The organism is Pseudomonas sp. AK181 (assembly GCF_051122975.1).
Taxonomy (GTDB): domain Bacteria; phylum Pseudomonadota; class Gammaproteobacteria; order Pseudomonadales; family Pseudomonadaceae; genus Aquipseudomonas; species Aquipseudomonas lactis.
This window is the reverse complement of record NZ_CP146348.1, coordinates 4931016-4955024: the sequence shown is the minus strand read 5'-3', so window position 1 is coordinate 4955024 and position 24009 is coordinate 4931016. Positions and strand designations below refer to the sequence as shown.

The window sequence follows — 24009 nt, the reverse complement described above, 5'->3', positions numbered from 1 at the left end:
CATGCGAACGTGCCGTCGTGCTCTAACTGTATTGGCTCTCAGCTTCGCACCGCTTGCGGTGTGGGCTGCGGTTCCTGTAACGGATAGCAACTCAGGCTATAACAATAGCGGGAGCAGTTATCCGCCAGCAGGTTATGGCACGAACGGCGCCTATGCGGGGGGAGCGGCTACGTCCGCTCCCTCGGCACAGGGCGAGCTGTTCAACCAGCTGCAACGCATGCAGGATCAATTGGCGCAGCAACAAGGCACCATTGAAGTTCTGCAAAATGAAGTGCGTCAGCTGAAGCAAGAAGGCCTGGAGCGATACCAGGATCTTGATCGTCGTATTGGAGCCGGTGTTGCACCTGCCGCTACTCCTGATAATTCTTCTGCCGGTGGCGCACCCAGTGCCGCTGCCGGTGGCGCCGCAGCGGGGGCCGCTGCTGCTGCCCCTGCTGCGAGCAGCGAGCCGGGTGATCCAGCGAAGGAAAAACTGTATTACGATGCAGCCTTCGACCTGATCAAGGCCAAGGACTTCGATAAAGCCAGCCAGGCTTTTACCGCTTTCCTGCGCAAATACCCTAACAGCCAATACGCGGGCAATGCCCAGTACTGGTTGGGTGAGGTCAACCTGGCAAAGGGTGATTTACAAGCGGCAGGCCAGGCTTTTGCCAAGGTCAGCCAGCTGTACCCCAAGCACGCCAAGGTTCCGGATTCGCTGTACAAGCTCGCTGATGTAGAACGCCGCCTGGGTCATACCGACAAGGTCAAAGGCATTCTGCAGCAGGTGGTTGCCCAGTACCCGGGTACCTCCGCGGCTCAGTTGGCCCAGCGGGACCTGCAACGCTTGTAAGCAATGCAGCCCGTTTGGAAGAAACCCGCGCTTGTCGCGGGTTTTTTCGTTAGAATCCACGCCCTTTTATGAAACACGCTTCCTGGGGTTGACGCGTTGGCGCAATCCCTTGAAGTGCCTGACGGAGGCGGACAGCCTGTTTAGCTGTTACGCCCGTGGCGACTATGCAAGACACATTACGTATTACCGAAGTCTTTTACTCGTTGCAGGGTGAAACGCGCACTGCTGGCCTGCCCACCGTATTTGTACGGCTCACCGGCTGCCCATTGCGCTGCCAATACTGCGACAGCGCCTACGCCTTCAGCGGCGGCACAGTGCGCACCCTCGACGACATCCTGGAACAGGTTGCCGGCTACCGGCCGCGCTACGTCTGCGTGACGGGCGGTGAGCCCTTGGCGCAACCCAACGCCATCCCCTTGCTCAAGCAACTGTGCGACGCCGGCTACGAGGTGTCACTGGAAACCAGCGGCGCCCTGGACATCTCTGCCGTCGATTCGCGCGTCAGCCGAGTGGTCGACCTCAAGACGCCGGACTCCAAGGAAGCCCACCGCAACCGCTACGAGAACATCAACTTGCTGACGGCCAACGATCAGGTCAAGTTCGTCATCTGTTCTCGCGACGATTACGACTGGGCCACTTCCAAGCTGATCCAGTATGGCCTGGAGCGGCGGGCGGGCGAGGTACTGTTCTCGCCCAGCCATCACGACCTGAACGCCCGCGACCTGGCCGACTGGGTAGTGGCCGACAACCTGCCGGTGCGCCTGCAATTGCAGTTGCACAAGTACCTGTGGAACGACGAGCCAGGGCGCTGATCAGGCGGCTGCGATAGGCGTTCTACCCACCGAATTACCGTACAAATGCGTTTTTTCTGATTTATTTAAAATAAGGTGTTGAATAATCCTTAGAAATCAGTATTATACGCGCCACCACACAGCGGGTCGTTAGCTCAGTTGGTAGAGCAGTTGGCTTTTAACCAATTGGTCGTAGGTTCGAATCCCACACGACCCACCATTTTTGGCGGTTTAGAAAATCCGGAAGGCCCACGTAAGTGAGGATTTCCGGGTTTTTTTTTGCCTGTCATTTGGCAGGTCCAAGTCGACGCTGAGTCATCCCTTGCTCAGATTCTGTCACCGTCCAAAAAGCATTCCTTAAATTCTAATATTCATACGCGGACCGGTGCTGACCGAAGAGTCCGGTCGTTCGTGTGCGCCCTCATGTGTATCAAACCTGATACCGCTGGTCGGAAACCAGCTCAGAACTCCAAACGAAATTCTTTCCTGTTTGGTTGTTTTTTCTTATGTGTCAGCTGCTTACGAATTTTTTGAGATATTTCCTAAAGTGCAGTCGGTTTATTGGCGTGAGGGGCGGACGATGTTAGTTTGCCACCCTTCGTAAATTCGATGGATCGAACATGTCTTCCCAACTGCCACGGACTCGGTATTCACTGAGTATTGCCCTGCTTGCCTGCCTCGTTTCCCACAGCGTGATGGCGGCAACCCTCCCGGGTGATCAGGACCTGATCCGCGAGCGGCAAAACCGCCTGTTGGAAGATCAGCAGCGGCGCCTGGAACAGCTCAAAGAGCTGCCCGGCAAAGAGGCCAGGCCCGAAGCGCCGGCGGCCCCGGTGGACAGCCGTTGCTTCCCGATCCAGACCATTGAACTGCAAGGTGCCGAGCACCTGCCTGTCACTCAGCGCGAGCGTCTGCTCAAGCCGTACACCAATCAATGCCTGGGCGTTTCACAACTCAACGCCTTGCTCAAAGACCTCACCGACTTCTACATCGACAAAGGCCTGGTCACCAGCCGCGCTTACTTGCCCCAGCAAGATATGTCCAAGGGGCATCTGCAAGTGCTGGTGGTGGAAGGCAAACTCGAAGGCCTAAAGGGCGCTGACAACAGCAAACTGTCGGACCGCGAGCTGGCCATGGCCTTCCCCGGCAAAAGCGGCGAGATATTGAACCTGCGGGAAATCGAGCAGGCCGTCGACCAGCTCAACCGCTTGCCCTCCAACCAAGCCCAAATGGAACTGACGCCAGGCGATGCCGTGGGCGGCAGTTCGGTGCTGGTCAAAAACAACCCGCAGAAGCCCTGGCGCGCCAGCCTGTCGCGCAACAACGATGGCCAGAAAAGCACCGGCGAACAGCAGTGGGGCACCGGCTTTGAATGGGACAGCCCCTTGGGCCTGGCCGACCAACTGATTCTGCGCGGCGGCCACGACGCCATCAGTGACCACCAGAAAACCTCCAAGAACGCGATGCTCTACTACAACGTGCCCTGGGGCTGGTGGAACTTCAGCTACAGCTACAACCAGAGCGATTACCGCTCGGTTGCCCAAGGCGACGGCTTTGACTTCAAGCAAACCGGTGACAGTGAAAACCACCAACTGCGCGCTGAGCGGGTGATCCACCGCGACGCCCTGAGCAAAACCTCGCTCAACGTCGGCCTGTCCCACCTGCGCACCAATAACTACATCGAAGACAGCCGCCTGGCCGTCAGCAGCAATCGCCTCAGCGAGTTGCAGTGGGGCATCAACCACGGTCGGCGAGTTGGCAGTGCGTTTGTCAACGTTGACCTCGGCATGCAGGACGGCATCGGTTTGCTCGATGCCCAGGCGCAACATGAGCGCGATCAGAACGGCAATCGACTGGCCAATTCCCGCTACCGCAAATACACCGCCACGGTCAGCTACCTGCAACCCTTCACGCTGTGGGGCGAGTCGTTCAGTTTCACCAGCCTGGCCACCGGCCAACGCAGCGAAGACGTACTGTTCAGCCCCCAGCGCATGAGCCTCGGCGGGTCAGCCTCAGTTCGCGGCTACAAGGACCAGCAGCTGACCGGCGACAGCGGCGGCTACTGGCGCAATGACCTGCGCTGGAGCCGCCCGGTGACCCTCGGCTGGCTGCGCCCGGTGTTTGGCGAATACGGCGCCAGCGTCGGTTACGACCAGGGCGTGATCCGCAACGGCCGCTACAACGGCGAAGTGCACGGCCGCGTCTCAAGCAACTCCCTCGAGCTGTTCGCCCGCGGCCAACACGTGAGCACCAGCGTGACCTTTGCCCACTCGCTGGAACGACCGGCCGCGCTGCTTGAGCGCGAAGCGCCGATCTACTTCCGCCTGGATTTCTTCCTGTAATTCAACGCCCAGTTGCAACGAGAATTTGAAATGGATGTTCGCCAATTTGCCTTCCTGGTTCGCCAGCCTTCTGCTGCCCTGAAAAGCCGTGACGCGTTCCTCGGCCTGCCCAAACGTGGCTTGGCACTGATCCTGGCCAACGCCCTGTTCTGGCAACCGCTGCTGGCCCAGGCCGAAGGCATCGTGGTCAGCGCCCCCGGCACCACCGTGGGCGCGGCGGGCAATGGCGTGCCGGTGGTGAACATCGCCGCTCCCAATGGCAGTGGCCTGTCCCACAACCAGTTCAAGGACTACAACGTCGGCGCCAACGGCGTGATCCTCAACAACGCCACCGAACGCACTCAATCGACGCAACTGGGCGGCCTCATCCTCGGCAACCCGAACCTGCAAGGCCGCGCCGCCAATATCATCCTCAACGAAGTCAACGGCGGCAGCCCCAGCCAACTGCGCGGCTACACCGAAGTGGCGGGCCAGTCGGCCAAGGTCATCGTCGCCAACCCCTACGGCATCAGTTGCAACGGCTGCGGCTTCATCAACACCCCCAACGTCACCCTGACCACCGGCAAACCGATACTCGATGCAAGCGGCCAACTGCAGCGTTACCAGGTCGATGGCGGCGCCGTGACCATCGACGGCCAGGGCTTGAATGCCGACAACGTCGACCGCTTCGAAATCATCACTCGCTCGGCCAGGATCAATGCACAGATCAACGCGCGCAACTTGAGCGTGGTTGCCGGGCGCAATGACGTCGACGCTAAAAGCCTGCAAGCCACTGCCCGCGCCGATGACGGCAGTGTCAAGCCGGAGCTGGCGATTGACTCGACGGCGTTGGGTGGGATGTACGCCGGGGCGATCAAGCTGGTGGGCACCGAGGCCGGGGTGGGCGTGAAGCTCGACGGTACGTTAATGGCCAGTGGGGGTGATATTCAGCTCGATGCCAATGGACGACTGAGTTTGGCCAATGCCAAAGCCAGCGAAGCGGTGGTGATCAAGGCCGGTCAATTGGACGCTGCTGGGGCTGTGTATGCCGGCACGCGAATCGATGTACAAACCACGGCAGGCCTGAGCAACCAGAAAAGCCTGGCGGCCCGCGACAGCATCACCGTGACCAGCGGTGGGGCGCTGATCAACAGCGGCATCATCGAAGCTGGCGTCAACGCCGATGAAAGCCGCAATGCCAGTGGCGATGTCAGCCTGCACGCGGCGAACCTGAGCAATAGCGCCAGCGTGGTTGCCAGCCGAACCCTCACCGCGACAGCCAGCCAAACCTTGAACAATCAAGGCGGCACATTGAGCGGTACCACCGCCGTGATTAACGCCGGTCAACTCGACAACCGCGGCGGTCGTGTACTGGGTACCGACTCGCTCAAGGTCACTGCGACCAGCCTGGATAACCGCACCAACGGTTTGCTGCACAGCGAAAACAGCACCGACGTTGCGGTGACCGCTGCGCTGGATAACCGGAGCGGTCGCGTGATCGGCCTGAAAAACCTGACGCTCAACGCCGGCCAACTGACAAATGATAGCGGCCTGGTCGCCAGCCAGGCGCAAGCCCATGTAACCGCTGGGCAACTGAGCAACCAAGCGGGTGAAATCTCCGCCAACCAGACCACGGTGGCCGCCACGACCGTGGATAACCGTTCCGGCAAGTTGCTGGGCAGCAACCTCAACGTGACCGCCAGCGGTGCCATCGATAACCGCCTGGGGATTTTCTCTGCCACCAGCCTGCTGACGGTACAGGCGGCCAACCTGGATAACCGCGACAAAGGTTCCATCGCCAGCCAAGGCCTGATGAACCTGACCGTCGCTGGGCTGCTGGACAATCGCAATGAAGGCAACCTGGCCAGCCAGGGCGCTCAGCAAATAACCGCCGGGCAATTGAACAACAGCCAGGGCGGGCTGGTATCCAGCAAAGCCACAATGACGCTGCGCGGCGACACCCTGATCAACCAAGGCGGCTTGGTGATTGCTGACGATGCGCTGACTCTCACCGGCGGCGATCTGGATAACAGCCACGCGGGTGTGATCAGCACCAAGGCCACTGCGCAGGTACAACTGAATCAGTTGAACAACAGCAGCGGCGGCAAGTTGGGCAGCGATGGTGCGCTGACCCTCAACGCCAACCAGCTCGAAAACGGCACCGGTCGTATCAGCGCCAAGGGCGACTTGCAGGCAACGGTCGGTGTGCTCAATCAACAAGCGGGCGAACTCGTCAGCGACGGTGCCCTGACACTGCGCGGCACTTCGCTGGACAACCGCAACGGCGGCCTTGTCGCGGCCACCCACGGCGTGGACCTGCGCAGCCAGACCATCCTTAACCAGCAGGGCGAGATCTCCAGCCAGGCCAAGGTGCTGGTGGTTGCCGACCAACTAAACAACACCACCGGCAAAGTCATTGGCGACAGCGGCCTGACCCTCACGGTGCAACGCCTGCTCAACCAGAGCAAAGGCTTGCTGGCGGGGCGTGAGAGCCTTGTGCTCAACGGTGCCCAACTGGACAACAGCCAAGGTGGCCGCGTTACCAGCCAAAAAGACCTGAACATCACCCTGACCGGCGCCTTGCTCAACCAAGGGCAGGGCACGCTGCTTAGCGAGGGCGGGCTGACCGTCAAGGCTGGCACCCTAGATAACAGCCAGGGCGGCATTCTGTCCGCAGCCAATGCGCTGTCGATCACCACGCAAGGCCAACTGAACAATCAGGCCGGCAAACTGCTGGCCGATGGCACGGCCACGTTGGTGAGCGCTGCGCTGAACAACAGTCAGGGCGGCGTGATCAGCGCCAAGCAACAGGTTGATGTACGCAGTGCCGGCCTGGACAACAGCCAGCGTGGCAGTATCAGCAGTGACGCTGGTATCACCCTCAACGCAGGGCAACTGGACAACAGCCAACAAGGTACGATCTTCGCTAAGTCCACGGTCAAGGCAACCCTGAATGGGCTGGACCAACATGACCGTGGTGAGCTGGTCAGCAATACCGGCATCGAACTGGACTTGAACCATGGGCAACTGATCAACCGTGACCACGGCCTGATCGCAACACCGGGTCAACTGCTACTGAACAACCTGGGCAGCGTCGACAACAGCCAGGGCGGTGAAATCTCCAGCACCCAGTCATTCCTGCTGATGGCCGATGCGCTGAATAACCGCGGCGGCAAAGTCATCAGCGGCGACAGCCTGCAGGTACGTATTGCCAAAGCGCTGGATAACAGCGTGGAAGGTGTACTGTCCGCCAAGAGCGTTCTGCAAGTGGCAGCCGAAAGCCTGGACAACCAGGCCGGTGGCGCACTTGCCAGCCAGGGCGCGCTGGACCTGAAGGTCACCGGCGCACTGGACAACCATAACCAAGGGCTGATTTCCGCTGCTACAGCCTTGACCACTAACGCAGGCTCGTTGGACAACAGCGACAAGGGCCGCCTCTCGGCGGGCACGCACCAGGCCCTCAACACCGGCGCGCTGGATAACCACCAAGGCGGACGAATCGTCAGCGACGGTAGCCAGACAGTCACTGCCGCCAATGTGGATAACCGCACGGGTGTGATCGGCAGCCAACAGGCGCTGAACCTGACCACTGCCAACCTCGATAACACTGCCGGGTTGATCAATAGCCAGGCGGACCTGACCCTGACCGGGCAAACAGTCGACTCAAGCCAGGATGGGGAAATCTCAGCCAAAGGTGATTTGACGCTCATCGTCCAACAGCTGATCCTGCGCCAGGGCCGCTTGATCGGCGAGCGCGCCGTAACCCTCGACCTGCAAGGCGGGAACCTCGATAACAGCGCAGGCTTGATCAGCGCCAGAGGCCCACTGACGTTCGCACGCCTGGCCAACCTGACCAACCGCGAACAAGGCGAAATCTCCAGCCAGACGGCGTTCACCGTGGCCGCCAAACGCATCGATAACGGCGATCGCGGGGTCATCCTCAGTGCCGATCAATTGCGCCTTGAAGCAGATGCTGTGGTCAACGCCAACAAGGGCTTGATCTCCGGCTGGAATGGTTTGACGGTGGTCGGCGACAGCCTCGACAACAGCGGCGAAGGCACGTTGTCGAGCAAGAGCGGCACCCTGCACACCGACCTCAAAGGTGTATTGGATAACCACGCAGCGGGTGCTCTGGTCAGCCAGGGCAAACAAACCCTCATCGCGGGCAGCCTGAACAATGATCAAGGGATCATCTCCGGCCAGGCTGATGTCAGCCTCAACGTGGCCGGCCGCTTGGAAAACAGCAACAACGGCTTGATCTCTGCAGCCCAGCACTTGGACTTCAGCAACGCTCAGAGCCACATACTCAACCGTGGTGGTCGGATCAACGCTGCCAGCCTCTCACTGCTCGGTGAAAGCCTGGACAACAGCGGCGGTCAACTGATCAGCCAGGGCACCCTTGAAGGCACCCTCAGTGGTGCGCTGATCAACGCCAACAACGCCCGCCTGGCCAGTGGCGCAGCCCTGTTGCTGAACGCCGCCAGCCTGGACAACCGAGGCGGTCAACTGGTCAGCCAGGACCGCCTTGACCTCACCCTCGCCAAGGGCGACCTGGATAACAGCGCCAAAGGCACACTCGCCAGCCAGAAAGACCTGGTGATCAAGCTGTTGGCCGGTGACGTTCACAACCAGCAAGACGGCCTGATGTTCAGCCAGAAGGGCAATCTCGACCTTACCGCCCGTACCCTCACCAACTATCAGGGCACGCTGCAAAGCCAGACCGATAACCGCCTGCGCCTCAGTGGCGCCCTGAACAATCAGGGCGGCCGTGTCGACAGCCTCAGTGGCAACTTGGACCTGGAAACGGCCAGCGTCGCCAATACCGCAGGTGGCATCCTCAACAGCAGCAAAGGCTGGATCAAGCTGGTCACTGGGCTGTTCAACAACGGCAGCGGCATCACCCAGGCGCAGTCGTTGAACATCGAAGCCAAAGGCGGGCTGCTCAACCAACTGGGGCATCTGTCGGCCCTTGGCGGCGACAGCCAGATTGTCACCACCACCCTGAATAACCAGGGCGGCGGTGTGTATGCCGACACCTTGCTCAAAGTCACCGCCCAGGACTTCGACAACCAGGGCACAGCGGCCAACAACGGTGGCAAGGTCGGTGCACGCACCATTGACTTCGGCCTCACCGGCACCCTGAGCAACCGCAATGGCCTGATCGAAAGCGACGACACCCTGAGCCTCGTCGCGCAGAGCATCGACAACGTCAGCGGCAACCTGCGCGCCATGGGCCGGGTTGGCACCACCGATATTCGCACCACGGGCCTGCTCGATAACCGCTTCGGCGCGCTGGAAAGCGCCAACGAAACCCTCAACCTGCAAGCGGCCAGCCTGGATAACAACGGCGGGCGTATCGTCCACACTGGCAGCGGTAAATTCGACCTCACGTCCGATCAAGTCACCCGCGCCGGCGGCAGCTTCGTCACCAACGGCCAACTGGACATCAAGGCTGCCAGCTGGACCAACAGCAGCGTGATCCAGGCCGGGCGCCTGAACCTCGACATCGGCCAATTCACCCAGACCGCCAGCGGGCAATTGCTCGGCGCACAAAGCCTGACCGGCACGGGCGACACCTGGACCAACGACGGCCTGCTGGCCAGTGACGGCACCCTCAAGCTGACCCTCACCGGTGGCTACAGCGGCAACGGGCGGGTCAGCAGCCTGGGCGATATGACCCTCGCGGCGGCCAACCTGGACCTGGGCGAGAATGGTTGTATTGCCGGTGGCGCGCTTACTCAAATCACGAGCACCAACGTCTTGAACAACCGTGGTCGCCTGACATCAGTAGGCGATTTGACGGTCAACGCCGCCACGCTGAACAACTACGGCACCCTGGGCGGCTCCGAGGGCGTGCGCCTCAACGCCACCCATCTGCTCAACGAAAAAGGCCTGCTGTTCAGCGGCAAGGACATGACCCTGCGGGTCAACGACTTCAGCAACCGCTTTGGCGATGTCTACAGCCTGGGCGGTCTCGACATCGCCCGCGACGATGCCAATGGGCGCAGTGCGCTGATCGAAAACGTCTCCGGTACGCTGGAGAGCGACGGCAATATGCGTTTGCTGGCCGATACCCTGAGCAACCGGCGCGACCAGTTCACCACCGAAAAAAGCCTGGTTTCCGGGAGCATCAGTGTCTACGGCAACGACTACTGCAAAGGCAAAGGCTGCGAGCTGAAGTTCAGCGGCGTCGAAACCTATGAGGACGTCATCAAAGGCAGCTCCGCCTCCGCCTTCATCAATGCCGGTGGCGACCTGACGGTGGGCAGCCAGACCTTCGATAACCTCTACAGCTCGGTATCGGCCGCTAAAAATATCCTGATCAACACCGACGTGCTGAACAACACCGGCGCTGCTGGTGGTGAGCAGCGTAATGTCGGTTACGCCTACTACACACGCAACCGCTCGGCTTACTCGTTGCTGATGAGCGAAATCGAGCTGTTCAACCGCAGCAACGATCCCAATTCAAGTGACTATAAGCCGGGTGAGTACACCTATGACCAGTTCATTCAGAAGACAAGGTTCTCGGATACCTACTTCACCTCCGATATCGACTACACCGTCCCCACCTCTGGCAGCGTGATTGCTCAAGCGGTGATCCAGGCAGCCGGCTCGGTCACCGTTAACGCCACCAAAGAAATCAACAACAGCGTCATCCGCCCGAACGCCACCAACATCGACACGCCGGCGGCCAACCGCAACACCAACTCGGATGTATTTGCCTCCACGGTAAAACCGGCGATCACCGCGCAACTGCCGCCAGACCTGGCCCAACGTCAGGTCAACCCGGTGACCTTGCCGGGCTTCAGCCTGCCAACGGGTGAGAACGGCCTATTCCGCCTCAGCGGCCAGGCCGCGAAGGGCGGTGCAGCGGGTAAAGCGGATACCGCTACCGGTGACTTCAATGTCAACGGGCGTGTCATCACCGCCGCCGACCGCGAGAAAACCCTCGACTACACCGCCGTGCAAGAACGCGGTTTCAGCCTCGACGGCCAGCCCGTCAGCGGCGCAATCAACGGCCAGGGCCCGCTGGCGTTGGACAACCGCGCGCCCTCCGTCACCCGCGTTCAAGGGATGCCGGACATCGCTCCGGTGGACAACAGCCACAAATACCTGATCGAAACCAACCCGGCGCTCACCGACCTCAAGCAGTTCATGAGCTCCGACTACCTGCTCGGCAAACTCGGCTACAACCCCGACGCCAGTTGGAAGCGCCTGGGCGACGGCCTTTACGAGCAGCGCCTGATCCGCGAAGCCGTGGTGGCCCGTACCGGCCAACGCTACATCAACGGCCTCGCCAGCGACGATGCGCTGTTCCGCTACCTGATGGACAACGCCATCTCCTACAAGGACTCACTCAACCTGCAACTCGGCGTGTCGCTGACCGCCGAACAAGTCGCGGCGCTGACCCACGACATCGTGTGGATGGAAGAAGCCGAGGTCAACGGCCAGAAAGTCCTCACCCCAGTGCTCTACCTGGCCCAGGCCAATAACCGCCTGGCCCCCAACGGCGCGCTGATCCAGGGCCAGGACGTGAGCCTGGTCACCGGCGGCGACCTGCGCAACAGCGGCACCCTGCGCGCCACCAACAACCTGAACATGGTCGCCGGCAACATCGACAACAGCGGCCTAATGCAAGCCGGCAACCGCCTGGAAATGCTCGCCACCGACTCGATCCGCAACAGCCGCGGCGGCATCATCAATGGCCGCGACATCAGCGCCACCGCTGTCACCGGCGACATCATCAACGAACGCACCGTCACCACCTTCAAACAGGACGGCCAGGACTACCAACTGCGCAACGACGTGGCCAGCGAAGCCTCACGCTTCGAAGCCACCGACACGCTCAAACTGAACGCCGGCCGCGACGTGCTCAACCTCGGCAGCAACCTCAAGGCCGGTGGCAACGCCAGCGTAACGGCAGGGCGCGATGTGCTAATCGCCAGCCAGACCGAACAGGACGACTACGCCTACCAACGCCGCCGCATCAGCGGCACCGAGCAAACCATCCTGCAACACACCTCTGCCGTGGACGTGGGCGGCAACCTCGCCATCGACGCCCGCCGCGACATCGCCGTGGTCGCCAGCACCGTTAGCGCCGCCAAAGACCTCAGCGTCAAAGCCGGCGAAAACCTGACCCTGGCCGCCGCCGCCAACGAACAGCACGATTACTCCAAAGGCAAAAAAGGCGGCACCAAAACCACCACCCAACTGGACGACGTCACCCAACAAAGCGCCGAACTCAAAGCTGGCGGCGACCTGATCGCCATCGCTGGCACCGACCTCACGCTAGTCGCCAGCAAAATCAGCGCCGGCAATGAAGCCTATGTGCACGCTGATAACGAACTGCAAATGCTGGCGGCACAGGACAGCCATTACTCGCTGTACGACATGAGCAAGAAGGGCAGTTGGGGCAGCAAGAAGACTCAGCGTGATGAAGTGACCGATGTGAAGAATGTCGGGAGTGAAATCAAGACTGGGGGTGATCTGACGCTGGAGAGTGGTGGGGATCAGAAGTATCAGGCGGCGAAGCTTGAGAGTGGGGGGGATATTGCGATTGTCAGTGGAGGGGCGGTGACGTTTGAGGCGGTGAAGGATCTGCACGACGAGAGCCACACCAAGAGCAAGGGCGACCTCGCCTGGACCAGTTCCAAGGGCAAGGGGAATACCGACGAGACGCTACGCCAGACGCAGATGATTGCAGAAGGCAGCGTCGTGATTAAAGCCGTCGATGGCTTGAAAATTGACATCAAGCAGATCGATCAAAATACGGTTAGCCAGACCATTGATGTGATGGTCAAGGCCGACCCGCAATTGGCTTGGCTAAAAGAGGCCGAGCAGCGCGGGGACGTAAATTGGCGCCAGGTTAAAGAGCTGCACGACAGTTTCAAATACAGCAATTCAGGCTTGGGCGCCGGCGCGCAAATCATCATTGCGATCATCGTTACGTACTTCACGATGGGGGCCGCCAGCGGTGCAATTGCCGCAGCGGGTTCGGGGACATCGATGGCGAGTGCCACGGCTGTTGGGACTGCGGCCACGTCTGCCGGATGGGCCAATGCTGCGGGCAGTACCGTGCTTGCTGGCATGGCGAGTAACGGTGCGATCAGCGCCATCAATAACCGTGGAAACCTGAGCACCGTCTTAAAGGATGTCACTTCCAGCGACGCGATGAAAGGCTACGTGGTGTCCGGCGTCACTGCGGGCTTGACTGCAGGTGTCTATGACAAATGGACCGGCACTCAGACAGGTACTTCCACTGCACTCCCCAACTCAGGTGCAGTTGCCACCGTAAGTCCGTTGAGCACTTGGCAAGGCGTGGGGCAGTTCACGGCCAACCAAGTACTGCAAAACGGAACATCACTATTGGTGGATCGGGCGCTCGGGGGCGAAGCCCGTCTTGGCGACGCGTTGCAGAGTAGTTTGGCTAACGCATTTGCGGCTTATGGATTCAACCTGGTCGGGGATATTTCCAAGAACCGGTTTGCAGAAGGTGGCATTACCAAGATTGGGCTACATGCGTTGATGGGTGGGTTGGCCGCTGAGGCTTCTGGAGGAGATTTCCGCACAGGCGCTCTGGCAGCGGGTGTGAATGAGGCATTGCTGGATAGCCTCGCCAAGAATTACGCCGACATGCCCGATGACCAGAAGAAAGGTTTGCTGGTCATGAACTCGCAGTTGCTTGGTGTGCTTGCGGCATCGGTACAGAGCAATGCTGATGCGGATAGCCTGCAAACTGGGGCGTGGGTGGCAAAGAATGCCACGCAATACAACTACCTGGGCGATCATCAAAAGGCTCAGAGAGCGAAAGAGCTGGAAGAAAGCAAAGATTCACTGGAAACACTCAGGATCAATACGAAGTGGGAATTGATCGACGCCGGGCAGGACGCCAGCTTTGCGGGTGGGGCAGTGGTTGGGGTGCCGGAAGGGCTACTGGATACGGTCAAGGGTATCTTAGAAGTTGCCGTCAGCCCGATAGAGACGTATCAGGCGTTGAGATCCGTGCTTGAAAGCGGGGATGTGCTGGGTAATGTCTCGGACGCGGTGAAGCAGTCCTACATCGCACGAATTGACAATCTGGAAGCGGAGTATGAAAGAGCTGGGGCGGGTGGATCATTTAACGCAGGGCGTGAAACCGGGAAGCTGATAAGCGATGTGGTGGCGCTTGGGACGGGAGTTGGGGGAGCGCTAAAAAGCGGGGCCTTGCTCGTCGAAAAGGTCACTGCTAAGGTTGTTAAGGTAGAGTTGGCGGGTGCAAAAGGGGGAACAGCGCTATCAAATGATGTTCTAGTCGAAACGCGTATTGGCAATGGTACGAAGGGTCAAGGTAGCGGAAATAAAGTCGACCAACTCCCGAACCAACAAGTTGTTGGTGCTGACGGAAAACCAATACCTGTGTACTCGGAGAGGCCCAATGGTCCTTATGCCACACAAGAGTTTCCATCGACTTCAGTCGCGCATGGTTTTCCCGATGTTGTCGATAACTATGCAAACAGTGCGACTAAATTTTCGCTCAGCAACGGCTCATCGCTTTACCAAGCATCAGGTAGCTACAACGGGGTGGCGGGTAGGTTTGAATGGATTGTAGATCCGAAGTTGGGTGGTGTAACACACAGAATGTTTGTGCCAAATGGAACTGTTAACGGTATACCGGTGAAACCATGATTCAAGCAGTCTTTGAACGAATTACCAAATATGGCTTGATTGACTGGGCCGTTTTGCTCCAGGGCGTCTGTGGCATCCCTAGCCTTTTTGGGCGCTTACCAGCGTTTTGTGTGGAAAACTTTGCAAACGCTGAACTTGAAAAGGCGACTGGGAATAATCCCTTGCTTGATGTGATTGTTAGCTTGGCTAACGATAGTGACCTGCCTATATCTGAGCTATGCTCGCAATTGCAAAAAATGAGCAAACTTCAAAACGCGGACATGCAACGGGCCAGGAGAATATGGCGAGCTGTTGCATTGGAAGAACTGTTAACAAATTTAGACTCAGACCCGCTCTATGGGTTGATAAAGTTGACTGAGTTTTGGTCAAGTTGGGAGTGGCCTGCTGATGCTCCACTGTCGATGACGCTTGACGCGATGACTTTGCCGGAAGATCAATACCACTCTGCATCGAACTATGATCACGTTGTTCACGAACATGAGCAATGGTTGAAAGATGAACTGGCTGCTTTGCGCTCTAGTAAAGCTTAAACCTACTTTAATAATCTCGATGCCGGCCTTGCTTTGGAGGGAAAAGGAACAGATTTATTGTTGAGTTCTTTTGGCGGTTCGTTCTTTAATAACGTTCTTTTGTTGTGCCTGCTAGTTTTATGTTTGGCGAAGATGGATGTCTATAGGCATCATCTTTTTTGTGAAAATTCAATTGTTTAAATGTAAGTTATAGGTGGGGTAGGCCACGATTTTCGAGTAAAACTGGGTAACCTACCCTCATCTCCTCTGTTAATAATCAGAAAGTTACTGGGTTCGTTTTTTTCAGAGCGTCGTTCACTAGAAGGTGCGCGCTTTCGATTAGCTGGGCCAACCCGAAGGTTTGAAGTCGCTGTGTTCCACTTGAGGAAAATGCTTGTTCATTAGCCATTGCTGACACCGAGGCCAAAAGCTCGCTGGCATTCACTAATGCGTCTTCGGAACTCAAGTCTGACCTCACAGTGAAAACACTGGTAGGCAAATCGTCATCAACTATTTGCGTGTTCATGAGCGATACTCCACTGCGCCACACATTGAATGAGCGTCAACGGTAGAGCGCGAACACCTCATCACGACTTTTACTTCAATAACTCGACAGTTTCGATTTGTAGAAAACATCCACTCGATCCTCAGACAGTTAAGAGACCACCACCGTCGTTGCGACACGAGTGGGTGGTGGACCGTGCGAGGGTCGCAAACCGGTGTCCGAGGGTACCGGCCGGGCAAAAGCCCGCCTCACACGGTCCACCATAGATGCGGTAAGCAGGCATAAAAAAAGCGCCTGCTACAGAGCTATGGCGCTACCGCGCCTCAGACTACTTCAGGTTGCGACACCCGGCCACAGGATTTACTGCGACGGGGAATCCTAGCCAAGTTAGTTCCTATGGCTCAACCTCGTCAGTTCGTGGGAAAAGTCCGAAGCTCGGGAACACGGCATTACGTCTTCAAAAATGATTCAAGCAAGGACTCACTCAACCTGCAACTGGGCGTGTCCCTAACCGCCGAAAAAGTCGCGGCGCTGACCCACGACATCGTGTGGATGGAAGAAGCCGAGGTCAACGGCCAGAAAGTCTACCCGCTGACTTTTAAATTGTCGCTCGTCGACCAGGTCAAAAAAGGTGAGCTGAGTTATAAAGAGGCTCAGGAACGCTATCGTATCCAAAGGGCAGAATTGGCCGCAGATGTATCTTTTGAGATTTAAGTTTTTGGCAAGGCCTTTTAGAGGCAGTGAATGAGTCCCTGTAAAATAAAATGGTTTTTTTGCCTAAAGACGTGAAGCTAAAGTCCTTTGTTTTTATTTATCAATATTCTTGGTATGTATAAGAGTGTGAAATATAAAATCAAAGTAATGAAGTAGGTGATGAAGAGCATGCCCGAGGAGAAAAGTGCATATGTAAGTATGTTTTTTCCGAATAGCCCCCATTTAAAATTATGAGCGGCTAGGTCATGCGGGTAAAAATAGCTCACGGATACGATCATGTAGATAAAACACAATAAAACTATTGAGCTGAATAGATATTTGGTGATTGTCATGGTTTCATATTGATCAGCATCAATGACCATCCCCTTGCGTACTTTCAAGAAAAAGATCACCGCAAATATTGGACCGAGCAAGCCAATGTAGTTTGTTATAATCTTGGAGCTGAAAGGGAAGTTAGACGACCAAAACCCTACCAGGCCGAGCAGGTAGGTGTTTATAAAACTTTCAATCCTTGTGAAGGGTGCGGATGTAGCGTTTGCAGGAAAGAAAAAAGCTATGAGAAATATAGGTGCCATGGTTAGTGCAATGAACAAATAGGGCAGCGGTATGGATTGTTTGATTTTTTTGTTCATTTCTTGGAGTCCTGATGTACGATTTTTAATGCTAACACGCTTGGGTCCGGACAAGGCTCGGCCTGCCCGGACCCTTTGTTTTAGTTAAGAATCATGTTGTTGATCTCATCGACCTTGGCAGCATCAAAATAGGCAGCCGTTGCTGCCATCATCAAGGCAACCACGACGACTCCTGCGGCAGCCGACGCAAAAACGGGGAAAAAGAACGCCATGCTGGTGGCGACCAAAATTCCCGCACCGGTGCCGACCGCCATTGCTTCAAGCTCAAGCATGAGAGGCTTCCAGTCGCCGGTTTGAAAACCGGAGACGGTTTTTTCTCGGATGGCTTCTGCTTGTACTACTTTACCGACTACACCGAATGCTTTCCCCAAACGGGTGATGTTATCCGCGAACGTCGCTTTATCCAGAGCATTTAGCGCATCGACTACTGCTTGCGTGTCCAACGCATTCAATTTCATTCTGGGGTTGGCGCTGACTTTCTCAAAGGTGGCCATTGCCTCTGCATAACTTCTGATTTTCTTGCCAGAGATTTCAGCTTGCATGTCTTGGGCGACTTTGCTCAAGTTGGCACCATATTTTTGAAGCATGTGTTCATTGGCAGTCGATACGAAGCTGACAGCATCTGTATAGGCAGCCTTTTCGTCGGGTGTGAGTTCTTTTGTAACGGTAACTGCGGTTTCGCCTTTTATCACAACCTCAAAGGGCATAGCGCCATGAGCGTCCAGTACGCTTTGAAGCGTGTTAGCAGCCGCTTCGCCGATGGCCGCTTTAAAACCGGCAGGCATCGAATCGTACGTGTGGTTGGCTGCGGACACGGAGCCGGTAAATTGATAACTACCGTCCGGACTCTTATTGAGGGTGCCTTGCAAGGTCAGGGAAAGATTGTCTATCCATGTTGCAAGCTGCCAGGACGTAGCGTCTGGGGTAAAAGGAATGTTGCCAATGGAAATCGGCGACGTTCCAATTGGCGCTGTGGCGAGAACATCATTGAACACAGCACTTGAGATGCCCGGTGAGTTCAGCCCGAACAGGTTGATTGAGGTCTCGGTTGGAGTGCCTTTGCCATAAAGAAAATGTCCAACGGCTGCGACCGGAGTCAGGTCACCGCCCGATAGGCCTGGGGAGGAGGTTACGCCACCTGAATGGAAATATTGCTGGGCGTAATTGAGACCATGGCCAGAAGTCAGACCCGGATTAAAGTAAAGGTAGCTGTCTGCAAACGGCACCGATTGCAAGTCATGGACGATCCCTGGCGCTGGCCCACCGGTCATCCCCCAGGTGACCTGCTCGTTGGCGATTTTGATTAGCATCTCGCGCCATAGCCCTTGGCGATAATAAGCAAAGCGTTCCAGCATCTGCCCTTGGAACACAACTGCCGGGTTCGGCGCAGGAAACGGCAGGCCTCCTGGATTGGCCGGGTAACCAGGCTCGGTGGCCGTGACGACGATTGGTGGAAGAACGATAGTCATGAGTCGATATCCTTATCGATATATATTTCGGTCAATGGTTGGGAATTACCCCTCTGATTCGGCCTCGCCGCGCTGCTCGTTGGTAGCGAAGAATCGGCATAAGATGAGGCCTATCAATACTGTGTATCCGTACAGCTTTATTTGCAAGGCGATTATATGCATTTATGCATTTTTCTGATGTGTGGTTTATTTTCCGTGCTCACGAACGCCCCGCGCACCCGGCGATTTGTCCTAAAGAGGAGGAACGATACGATGCTCACAGCCTCTTCCTGCAATTTCCGACATGGCTCGCTTCCCTCACGACGAGCGAACGCTGCGGTGGCCTCCTGAGATGAACGCGCATACCCCCTTGGCAGCCCTCGCCGGTAACTATCTTCACGGCGACATCGTGCCTGCCCATCGACATGACGAGGGCCAATTGGTCTATGCCATCAACGGTGTGATGCTGGTGTCGGTGCAGCAGGCAACCTGGGTGCTGCCTTCTGGGCATGCCCTGTGGGTGCCACCGGCGATGGAGCATCAGATCCGCATGACCGGCGAGGTGCGTATGCGCACTTTGTTGATCTCGCCGGGGGCGCACGGTCGGTTGGCGCAGGCGTGTGAGGTGATCAGGGTTTCGCCCTTGCTGCGCGAGCTGATTGTGGCTGCGGGTGATGAGACTGACAGTCAGTCGGCGTCGTTGCGTCATGTGCAGATTGTCGAGCTGATTTTCTCGGAGCTCGACCGTGCGCAAAGGGTGCTGGCGCATGTGCCGATCCCGGATGAGCCGAGGCTCAAGGCGCTGTGTGCGGACTTTATCGACAACCCTTCCCAGGAGTCGAAACTGGAGCATTGGGCGGCACAACTGAATATGAGTTCACGCACTTTGGCTCGGCTGTTCCAGAAAGAGCTGGGCATGAGTTACGGCGAGTGGCGCAAGCGCACGCGGTTGCTGCTCAGCATGCAGCGGCTGGCCAGTGGGGCCTCCATTTTGGAGGTGGCCTTGGAGCACGGTTATCAAAGCCCGAGTGCATTTACCGCGATGTTCAAGCGCACCCTGGGTTACACCCCGAGTCACTGCCGCCTGGTCTGAATTCACTGCGATAACCGTGACTGGACCTTTGGCGAGGGGCGACGAAGGTCCAATGTGGGAGCTGGCTTGCCTGCGAAAGCGGTAGTGCAGCAACAGATGCACCGACTGACACACCGCCTTCGCGGGCAAGCCCGCTCCCACATTTCTGAACGAGTTCGACGCGCGATTCAGAAGCGCCGCCCCATCTTGTCCCAATCAAAACGATGGTTGTCCAGAACTCGGGAGATTCACACCCCGTTGCGCTTTTACCCTGCGTCTCTACTTGGCCTTCTGGATTTTTTCGATGGGTTCGCCTTCTTTTTTCCCACGGCATGGCCGTCTCTCGCTGCTCGGCGTTGCGGTGGCGTTGTTGGCGGGATGTTCGTCCTGGGTCGCCCATACACCGGCACAGCCCCATCCGGAACGCATCAATGCCCTGAGTCGTTTGCCGCAAGGCGTGTCGGCCCAGGCATTGCCCGAGCGTTGGTGGCAGTTGTACAACGACCCGCAACTCGATGCGTTGGTGCAAAAGGCGTTGCTGCACAACCGCGACCTCGCGGCGGCCCAGGCCCATGTGCAGGCGATGCTGGCCGGCATCCTGCAGGCCGATGCCGAGCGCTGGCCGTCTACCCAGGCGTCACTGGGTGCCGCTTACGGCAAGACGGCTGATGACCAGACGCTGGCCAAGGCCACCGACAGCCATGCGCCGTCAGAGTGGGCATTCAACCCAGGCTTGGAGCTGGCTTATCAAGTGGATGTGTGGGGCCAGGTTCAGCGCACCATTGAACGGGCCCAGGTGCAAGCCGCGGCGGCGCAGGCTGCCGAAGACCTGCTGCGCATCACGGTCGTGGCGCAAACCACCCGCGCCTATGTGAATGCCTGCGCGCTGGGTGCGCGTGCCAAGGTCCAGCGCCATTCGTTGGACGTGGTCGGGCGCAGCCTGGCGTTGATTGATCGCCAGCGCCAGGCCGGTGTGGTGACCGACCTTGAATACAGCCGCATGCACGCCCTGCAAGGCGAAACCCAGGCGCTGTTGCCGATGCTGGAGGCGCGTCGACAAGCCGCGTTGTACGAGCTGGCAATGCTCACCGGCGTGGCGGATCTGGACCAAGGCGCTGGCGCCGCGACCTGTGAAGGGGTGCCCCAACTCAATGCCGAATTGCCTGTGGGCGATGGCTGGCAATTGTTGGCGCGCCGCCCCGACATCCGTCAGGCCGAGCGCACGTTGCAGGCGGCCACGCTGCAAGTGGATATCGTCCAGGCCGACCTGTACCCCAAGGTCACCTTCGGCGCTTCCGTGTCTTCCTCGGCCAACAAGCCCCATGAACTGGGCGACAGCAGCGCGCTGATGTTCGGCATCGGCCCACTGATCACCTGGCAGTTCCCCAATTGGCAGGCCAACCGTGCGCGGGTCCAACAGGCGCGGGCGCTTGAGCAAGGGGAGGTGGCGCAGTTCGAGGCCAGCGTGCTCAAGGCCCTCAAGGAGGTGCGCCAGGCCCTGGCGTTATACGACGGTGAACGCCAGCGCCACGCGGCCCTGAGCCAGGCGCTGGAGAGCAGCCGCCAGGCCTACACCTTGGCCCAATTCAACTATGAGGCGGGGGCTATCGACTTTCTCGACGTGCTGGACAGCGAGCGTGAGCTGATCCGCTTGCAGGCCGCGCGGGCCGACGCCGATGGCCAGTTACTGCAACGCCAGATCAGCCTGTTTCGGGCGCTTGGCGGTGGTTGGCAGCCTTCAGCGTCCACCCACGCTTACACCCCTTTTTCCGGTACCCAGCCATGAATATCGCCGTTGATGAAAAAACTGCTGTCCAGGATGAACAGGTGCCTGTGCGCAACTCACGCCGCAAAAGGCATCTGCTCTTGCTGGGCGGCGCTGGGTTGTTGATCGCCGCGGTGGTGTTCGGCCTGTACTGGATGACGGTCGGCCGCTACCTGGAGCAGACCGATGATGCTTATGTGCGGGCCGACTGGATTCCCATCAGCCCGAAGGTCTCAGGCTATGTGGCCGAGGTGATGGTAGAGGACGATCAGCCGGTCAAGGCAGGGGATGTGCTGGTGCGCATCGAGGACCGTGACTACCAGGCCCGCTTGGCACAGGCCCGCGCACAACTGGCCGAAACCCAAGCCTCGGTGGCGGCGCAAGACGCCAACCTGCACGTCACCGACAGCCTGATCGCCCAGCAAAAGGCCAGCGTTGCCCAGGCCGAGGCCCACGGCCGCAGTGTGGCTGCCGAGCTGCGCCGCGCTAGCCTGGACCAGCGCCGCTACGAAGGCTTGGTGCGCGAACACGCCGCCAGCGCCCAGCGCTTGGAAACGGCCGCCGCCAGTTACACCCAGGCCAGTGCCGCAGTGGAAATGGCCAAGGCCATGCAACGCCAGCAGGAAACCCGCTTGACCGTGGCCGTCACCCGCCGTCAATTGGCCCAGGCTTCGCTCCAGCAACAGATAGCCCGGCGCAGCCAGGCCGAGGCGCAGTTGAACCTGGCAACGCATGCCCTGGAAGACACCTTGATCCGCTCGCCCATCGACGGCGTGGTGGGGCAGCGCAAAGTGCGAACCCGCCAATACGTCGCGCCAGGGTTGCCGCTGCTGGCGGTGGTGCCCGTGCAGCAGGCTTACGTCGTGGCCAACTACAAGGAAACCCAATTGCGCGATATGCGTGCCGGCCAACCGGTGGATATCAGCGTCGACAGTTATTCGGGGCGCAAGCTCAAAGGCCATGTGGTGAGCTTTTCGCCAGGTTCCGGGGCGGTGTTCGCACTGTTGCCGTCGGACAACGCCACCGGCAATTTCACCAAGATCGTGCAACGCTTTCCCGTGAAGATCGTCATCGACGAGCATGACGCGGGCGGGCCTATCCTGCCGGGCATGTCGGTCATCACCACGGTGGACACCCGTCCAGATGAGCAGGGCGTTACACATGACTGAAGCGGCTGAAAAGAGCGTCTCCTTTCGCGCCTGGGTGGCGGTGATCGGTGGGCTGTTCGGCTGTTTCATGGCCGGCATGAACGTGCACGTGACCAGCGCCGCGCTGCCGGAGATCGAAGGCTCCCTGGGGGCGACGTTCGAGGAAGGCTCGTGGATTTCCACCGCCTACCTAGTCGCAGAAATTGTGATGATTCCGCTGACCGCCTGGCTGGTGCAGGTGTTCTCTCTGCGGCGTGTGATGCTCGTGGGCTCGTTTGTGTTTCTGGTGGCGTCGATTGCCTGCTCCTGGGCGCCCAACCTGCAAGTGATGATCATCATTCGGGTGATCCAGGGCGCTGCTGGCGCAGTGCTGATTCCGTTGTCATTCCAGTTGATCATCACCGAACTGCCGCCCAGCAAGATCGCGATGGGCATGGCCTTGTTCGCGCTGTCCAACAGCGTCGCCCAGGCCGCCGGGCCGTCCATTGGCGGCTGGCTGACCGACGCCTATTCCTGGCGCTGGATCTTTTACCTGCAACTGGCCCCCGGCATTCTTTTGCTGCTGGCGGTGGCATGGTCCATCGATGCCAAACCCATGCAACTAAGCCTGCTCAAGCGCGGCGACTGGGGCGGAATCGTCGCCATGATCGTCGGCCTGGGTGGCTTGCAGATCGTGCTGGAAGAAGGCGGCCGCAAGGACTGGTTCGGCTCTGATTTCATCGTGTGGATGTCACTGATTGCCGGCGTTGCCCTGGTGTACTTCGTGCTGTCGCAGTTGTATGGCAGCCGCTCCTTCATCAATCTGCGCCTGCTCAAGAGCTACAACTTCGGCGTGGCCAGCGCAGCGATGTTTATCTTCGGCGCGGCCACCTTCGGCCTGGTGTTCCTGGTGCCCAATTACCTGTCCCAATTGCAGGGCTACAACGCCCGGGAGATTGGCATCAGCCTGATCGCCTACGGCATGGTGCAACTGGTACTGGCGCCGTTCATGCCGCGCCTGATGAAGTGGCTCAACCCGAAACTGATGGTCGCCAGCGGCTTTTTCATCATGGCCCTGGGGTGCTACCTCGGCGCGCACCTGGACGCGGACAGCGCCGCCAACGTGATTATTCCCTCCACCGTGGTGCGGGGTATCGGCCAGCCGCTGATCATGGTGGCGCTTTCCGTACTGGCGGTGTCTGGCTTGGCCAAGGATGAAGCGGGCTCGGCTTCGGCCTTGTTCTCCATGCTGCGTAACCTGGGGGGCGCCGTGGGCACGGCGGGCCTGACGCAGATCGTCGCCATGCGCGAGCGCTTTCATTCTGAGCGAGTAGGGGAGTCGATCACGCTGTTTTCCCCGTCCTTGCAGGAACGCCTGCGCGCCAGCATGGCTGACAGCGAGGCTTTCATCTTCAACCAGTTATTACCCGCTCAACAGCAGGTGATCGACGGCTTGATCCACACCGTGCGGCGCGAGGCGTACCTGATGGCCTACAGCGATGCGTTCTACGTGTCCTGTGTCGCGTTGATCGTGTGCGGTGTCGCGGCCTTGGCGTTACGGCAGTCAGCCAAAAACGCATAACCACGCCAAGCAGGTGTTGAATGTGTACAGCTCACTGCGTTGGGTA

The 24009-nt window shown here is 58.5% G+C and carries 12 protein-coding genes, 1 tRNA gene and 1 pseudogene; 11 read left to right on the top strand and 3 right to left on the bottom strand.

Features of this window, described 5'->3' with window-relative positions:
• Position 1 precedes the first annotated feature (1 nt).
• From ybgF to V8689_RS22615, 6 genes are all read left to right on the top strand, one after another.
• The gene (gene ybgF / locus V8689_RS22640) at positions 2-832 is read left to right on the top strand and encodes a tol-pal system protein YbgF (RefSeq protein WP_056791158.1); all 831 of its coding nucleotides are present in this window, start codon (positions 2-4) and stop codon (positions 830-832) included.
• Positions 833-996: 164 nt separating this feature from the next.
• On the top strand, positions 997-1644 hold the full coding sequence (queE, locus tag V8689_RS22635) for a 7-carboxy-7-deazaguanine synthase QueE (RefSeq protein ID WP_056791161.1): 648 nt from the start codon (positions 997-999) through the stop codon (positions 1642-1644).
• A 123-nt stretch (positions 1645-1767) separates the two neighbouring features.
• Positions 1768-1843 (top strand) — tRNA-Lys (locus tag V8689_RS22630).
• Positions 1844-2243: 400 nt separating this feature from the next.
• Complete coding sequence (locus V8689_RS22625) at positions 2244-3965, top strand: ShlB/FhaC/HecB family hemolysin secretion/activation protein (protein WP_056791360.1); 1722 nt, start codon at positions 2244-2246, stop codon at positions 3963-3965.
• Positions 3966-3995: 30 nt separating this feature from the next.
• The gene (locus tag V8689_RS22620; protein ID WP_230962036.1) at positions 3996-14609 is read left to right on the top strand and encodes a filamentous hemagglutinin N-terminal domain-containing protein; all 10614 of its coding nucleotides are present in this window, start codon (positions 3996-3998) and stop codon (positions 14607-14609) included.
• Entirely contained in the window at positions 14606-15139 is a 534-nt protein-coding gene (locus V8689_RS22615; protein ID WP_056791364.1) for a DUF2247 family protein, read from the top strand. Before V8689_RS22620 ends, V8689_RS22615 begins: the two co-directional genes overlap by 4 nt.
• Positions 15140-15395: 256 nt before the next feature.
• On the opposite strand, the gene V8689_RS22610 is transcribed toward V8689_RS22615, so the two are convergent.
• Complete coding sequence (locus V8689_RS22610; RefSeq protein WP_056791367.1) at positions 15396-15644, bottom strand: DUF6124 family protein; 249 nt, start codon at positions 15642-15644, stop codon at positions 15396-15398.
• Between the two features lie 453 nt (positions 15645-16097).
• Between V8689_RS22610 and V8689_RS22605 the strand changes: the two are divergent.
• Positions 16098-16208, top strand: a pseudogene (locus V8689_RS22605) (hypothetical protein); the annotation flags it as partial.
• A gap of 206 nt (positions 16209-16414) precedes the next feature.
• Here V8689_RS22605 and V8689_RS22600 read toward each other — a convergent pair.
• The gene (locus V8689_RS22600; protein ID WP_056791373.1) at positions 16415-16969 is read right to left on the bottom strand and encodes a hypothetical protein; all 555 of its coding nucleotides are present in this window, start codon (positions 16967-16969) and stop codon (positions 16415-16417) included.
• Positions 16970-17049: 80 nt separating this feature from the next.
• A complete protein-coding gene (locus V8689_RS22595) occupies positions 17050-18438 on the bottom strand; it encodes a lipid II-degrading bacteriocin (RefSeq protein WP_056791376.1) in 1389 nt (462 codons plus the stop codon).
• A gap of 331 nt (positions 18439-18769) precedes the next feature.
• Between V8689_RS22595 and V8689_RS22590 the strand changes: the two genes are divergently transcribed.
• The 4 genes from V8689_RS22590 (at position 18770) to V8689_RS22575 (ending at position 23963) form a co-directional block, all read left to right on the top strand.
• Complete coding sequence (locus tag V8689_RS22590; protein WP_056791378.1) at positions 18770-19510, top strand: AraC family transcriptional regulator; 741 nt, start codon at positions 18770-18772, stop codon at positions 19508-19510.
• A gap of 283 nt (positions 19511-19793) precedes the next feature.
• The gene (locus V8689_RS22585; RefSeq protein WP_056791380.1) at positions 19794-21275 is read left to right on the top strand and encodes an efflux transporter outer membrane subunit; all 1482 of its coding nucleotides are present in this window, start codon (positions 19794-19796) and stop codon (positions 21273-21275) included.
• Positions 21272-22423 (top strand): HlyD family secretion protein, encoded by a 1152-nt coding sequence (locus V8689_RS22580; protein ID WP_056791382.1) that lies wholly within the window; start codon positions 21272-21274, stop codon positions 22421-22423. The genes V8689_RS22585 and V8689_RS22580 overlap by 4 nt, the downstream gene beginning before the upstream one ends.
• The gene (locus tag V8689_RS22575) at positions 22416-23963 is read left to right on the top strand and encodes an MDR family MFS transporter (RefSeq protein ID WP_056791385.1); all 1548 of its coding nucleotides are present in this window, start codon (positions 22416-22418) and stop codon (positions 23961-23963) included. Before V8689_RS22580 ends, V8689_RS22575 begins: the two co-directional genes overlap by 8 nt.
• The last annotated feature ends 46 nt before the right edge of the window (positions 23964-24009 follow it).

What these genes read in the sequence shown, in the direction of transcription:
- V8689_RS22625 (WP_056791360.1), top strand. Translation starts at nt 2,244, where the DNA reads ATGTCTTCCCAACTGCCACGGACTCGGTATTCACTGAGTATTGCCCTG.
- V8689_RS22580 (WP_056791382.1), top strand. Translation starts at nt 21,272, where the DNA reads ATGAATATCGCCGTTGATGAAAAAACTGCTGTCCAGGATGAACAGGTG.
- V8689_RS22600 (WP_056791373.1), bottom strand. Translation starts at nt 16,969, where the DNA reads ATGAACAAAAAAATCAAACAATCCATACCGCTGCCCTATTTGTTCATT.
- V8689_RS22615 (WP_056791364.1), top strand. Translation starts at nt 14,606, where the DNA reads ATGATTCAAGCAGTCTTTGAACGAATTACCAAATATGGCTTGATTGAC.
- V8689_RS22620 (WP_230962036.1), top strand. Translation starts at nt 3,996, where the DNA reads ATGGATGTTCGCCAATTTGCCTTCCTGGTTCGCCAGCCTTCTGCTGCC.
- V8689_RS22575 (WP_056791385.1), top strand. Translation starts at nt 22,416, where the DNA reads ATGACTGAAGCGGCTGAAAAGAGCGTCTCCTTTCGCGCCTGGGTGGCG.
- ybgF (WP_056791158.1), top strand. Translation starts at nt 2, where the DNA reads ATGCGAACGTGCCGTCGTGCTCTAACTGTATTGGCTCTCAGCTTCGCA.
- V8689_RS22595 (WP_056791376.1), bottom strand. Translation starts at nt 18,438, where the DNA reads ATGACTATCGTTCTTCCACCAATCGTCGTCACGGCCACCGAGCCTGGT.
- V8689_RS22610 (WP_056791367.1), bottom strand. Translation starts at nt 15,644, where the DNA reads ATGAACACGCAAATAGTTGATGACGATTTGCCTACCAGTGTTTTCACT.
- V8689_RS22585 (WP_056791380.1), top strand. Translation starts at nt 19,794, where the DNA reads ATGGGTTCGCCTTCTTTTTTCCCACGGCATGGCCGTCTCTCGCTGCTC.
- queE (WP_056791161.1), top strand. Translation starts at nt 997, where the DNA reads ATGCAAGACACATTACGTATTACCGAAGTCTTTTACTCGTTGCAGGGT.
- V8689_RS22590 (WP_056791378.1), top strand. Translation starts at nt 18,770, where the DNA reads ATGAACGCGCATACCCCCTTGGCAGCCCTCGCCGGTAACTATCTTCAC.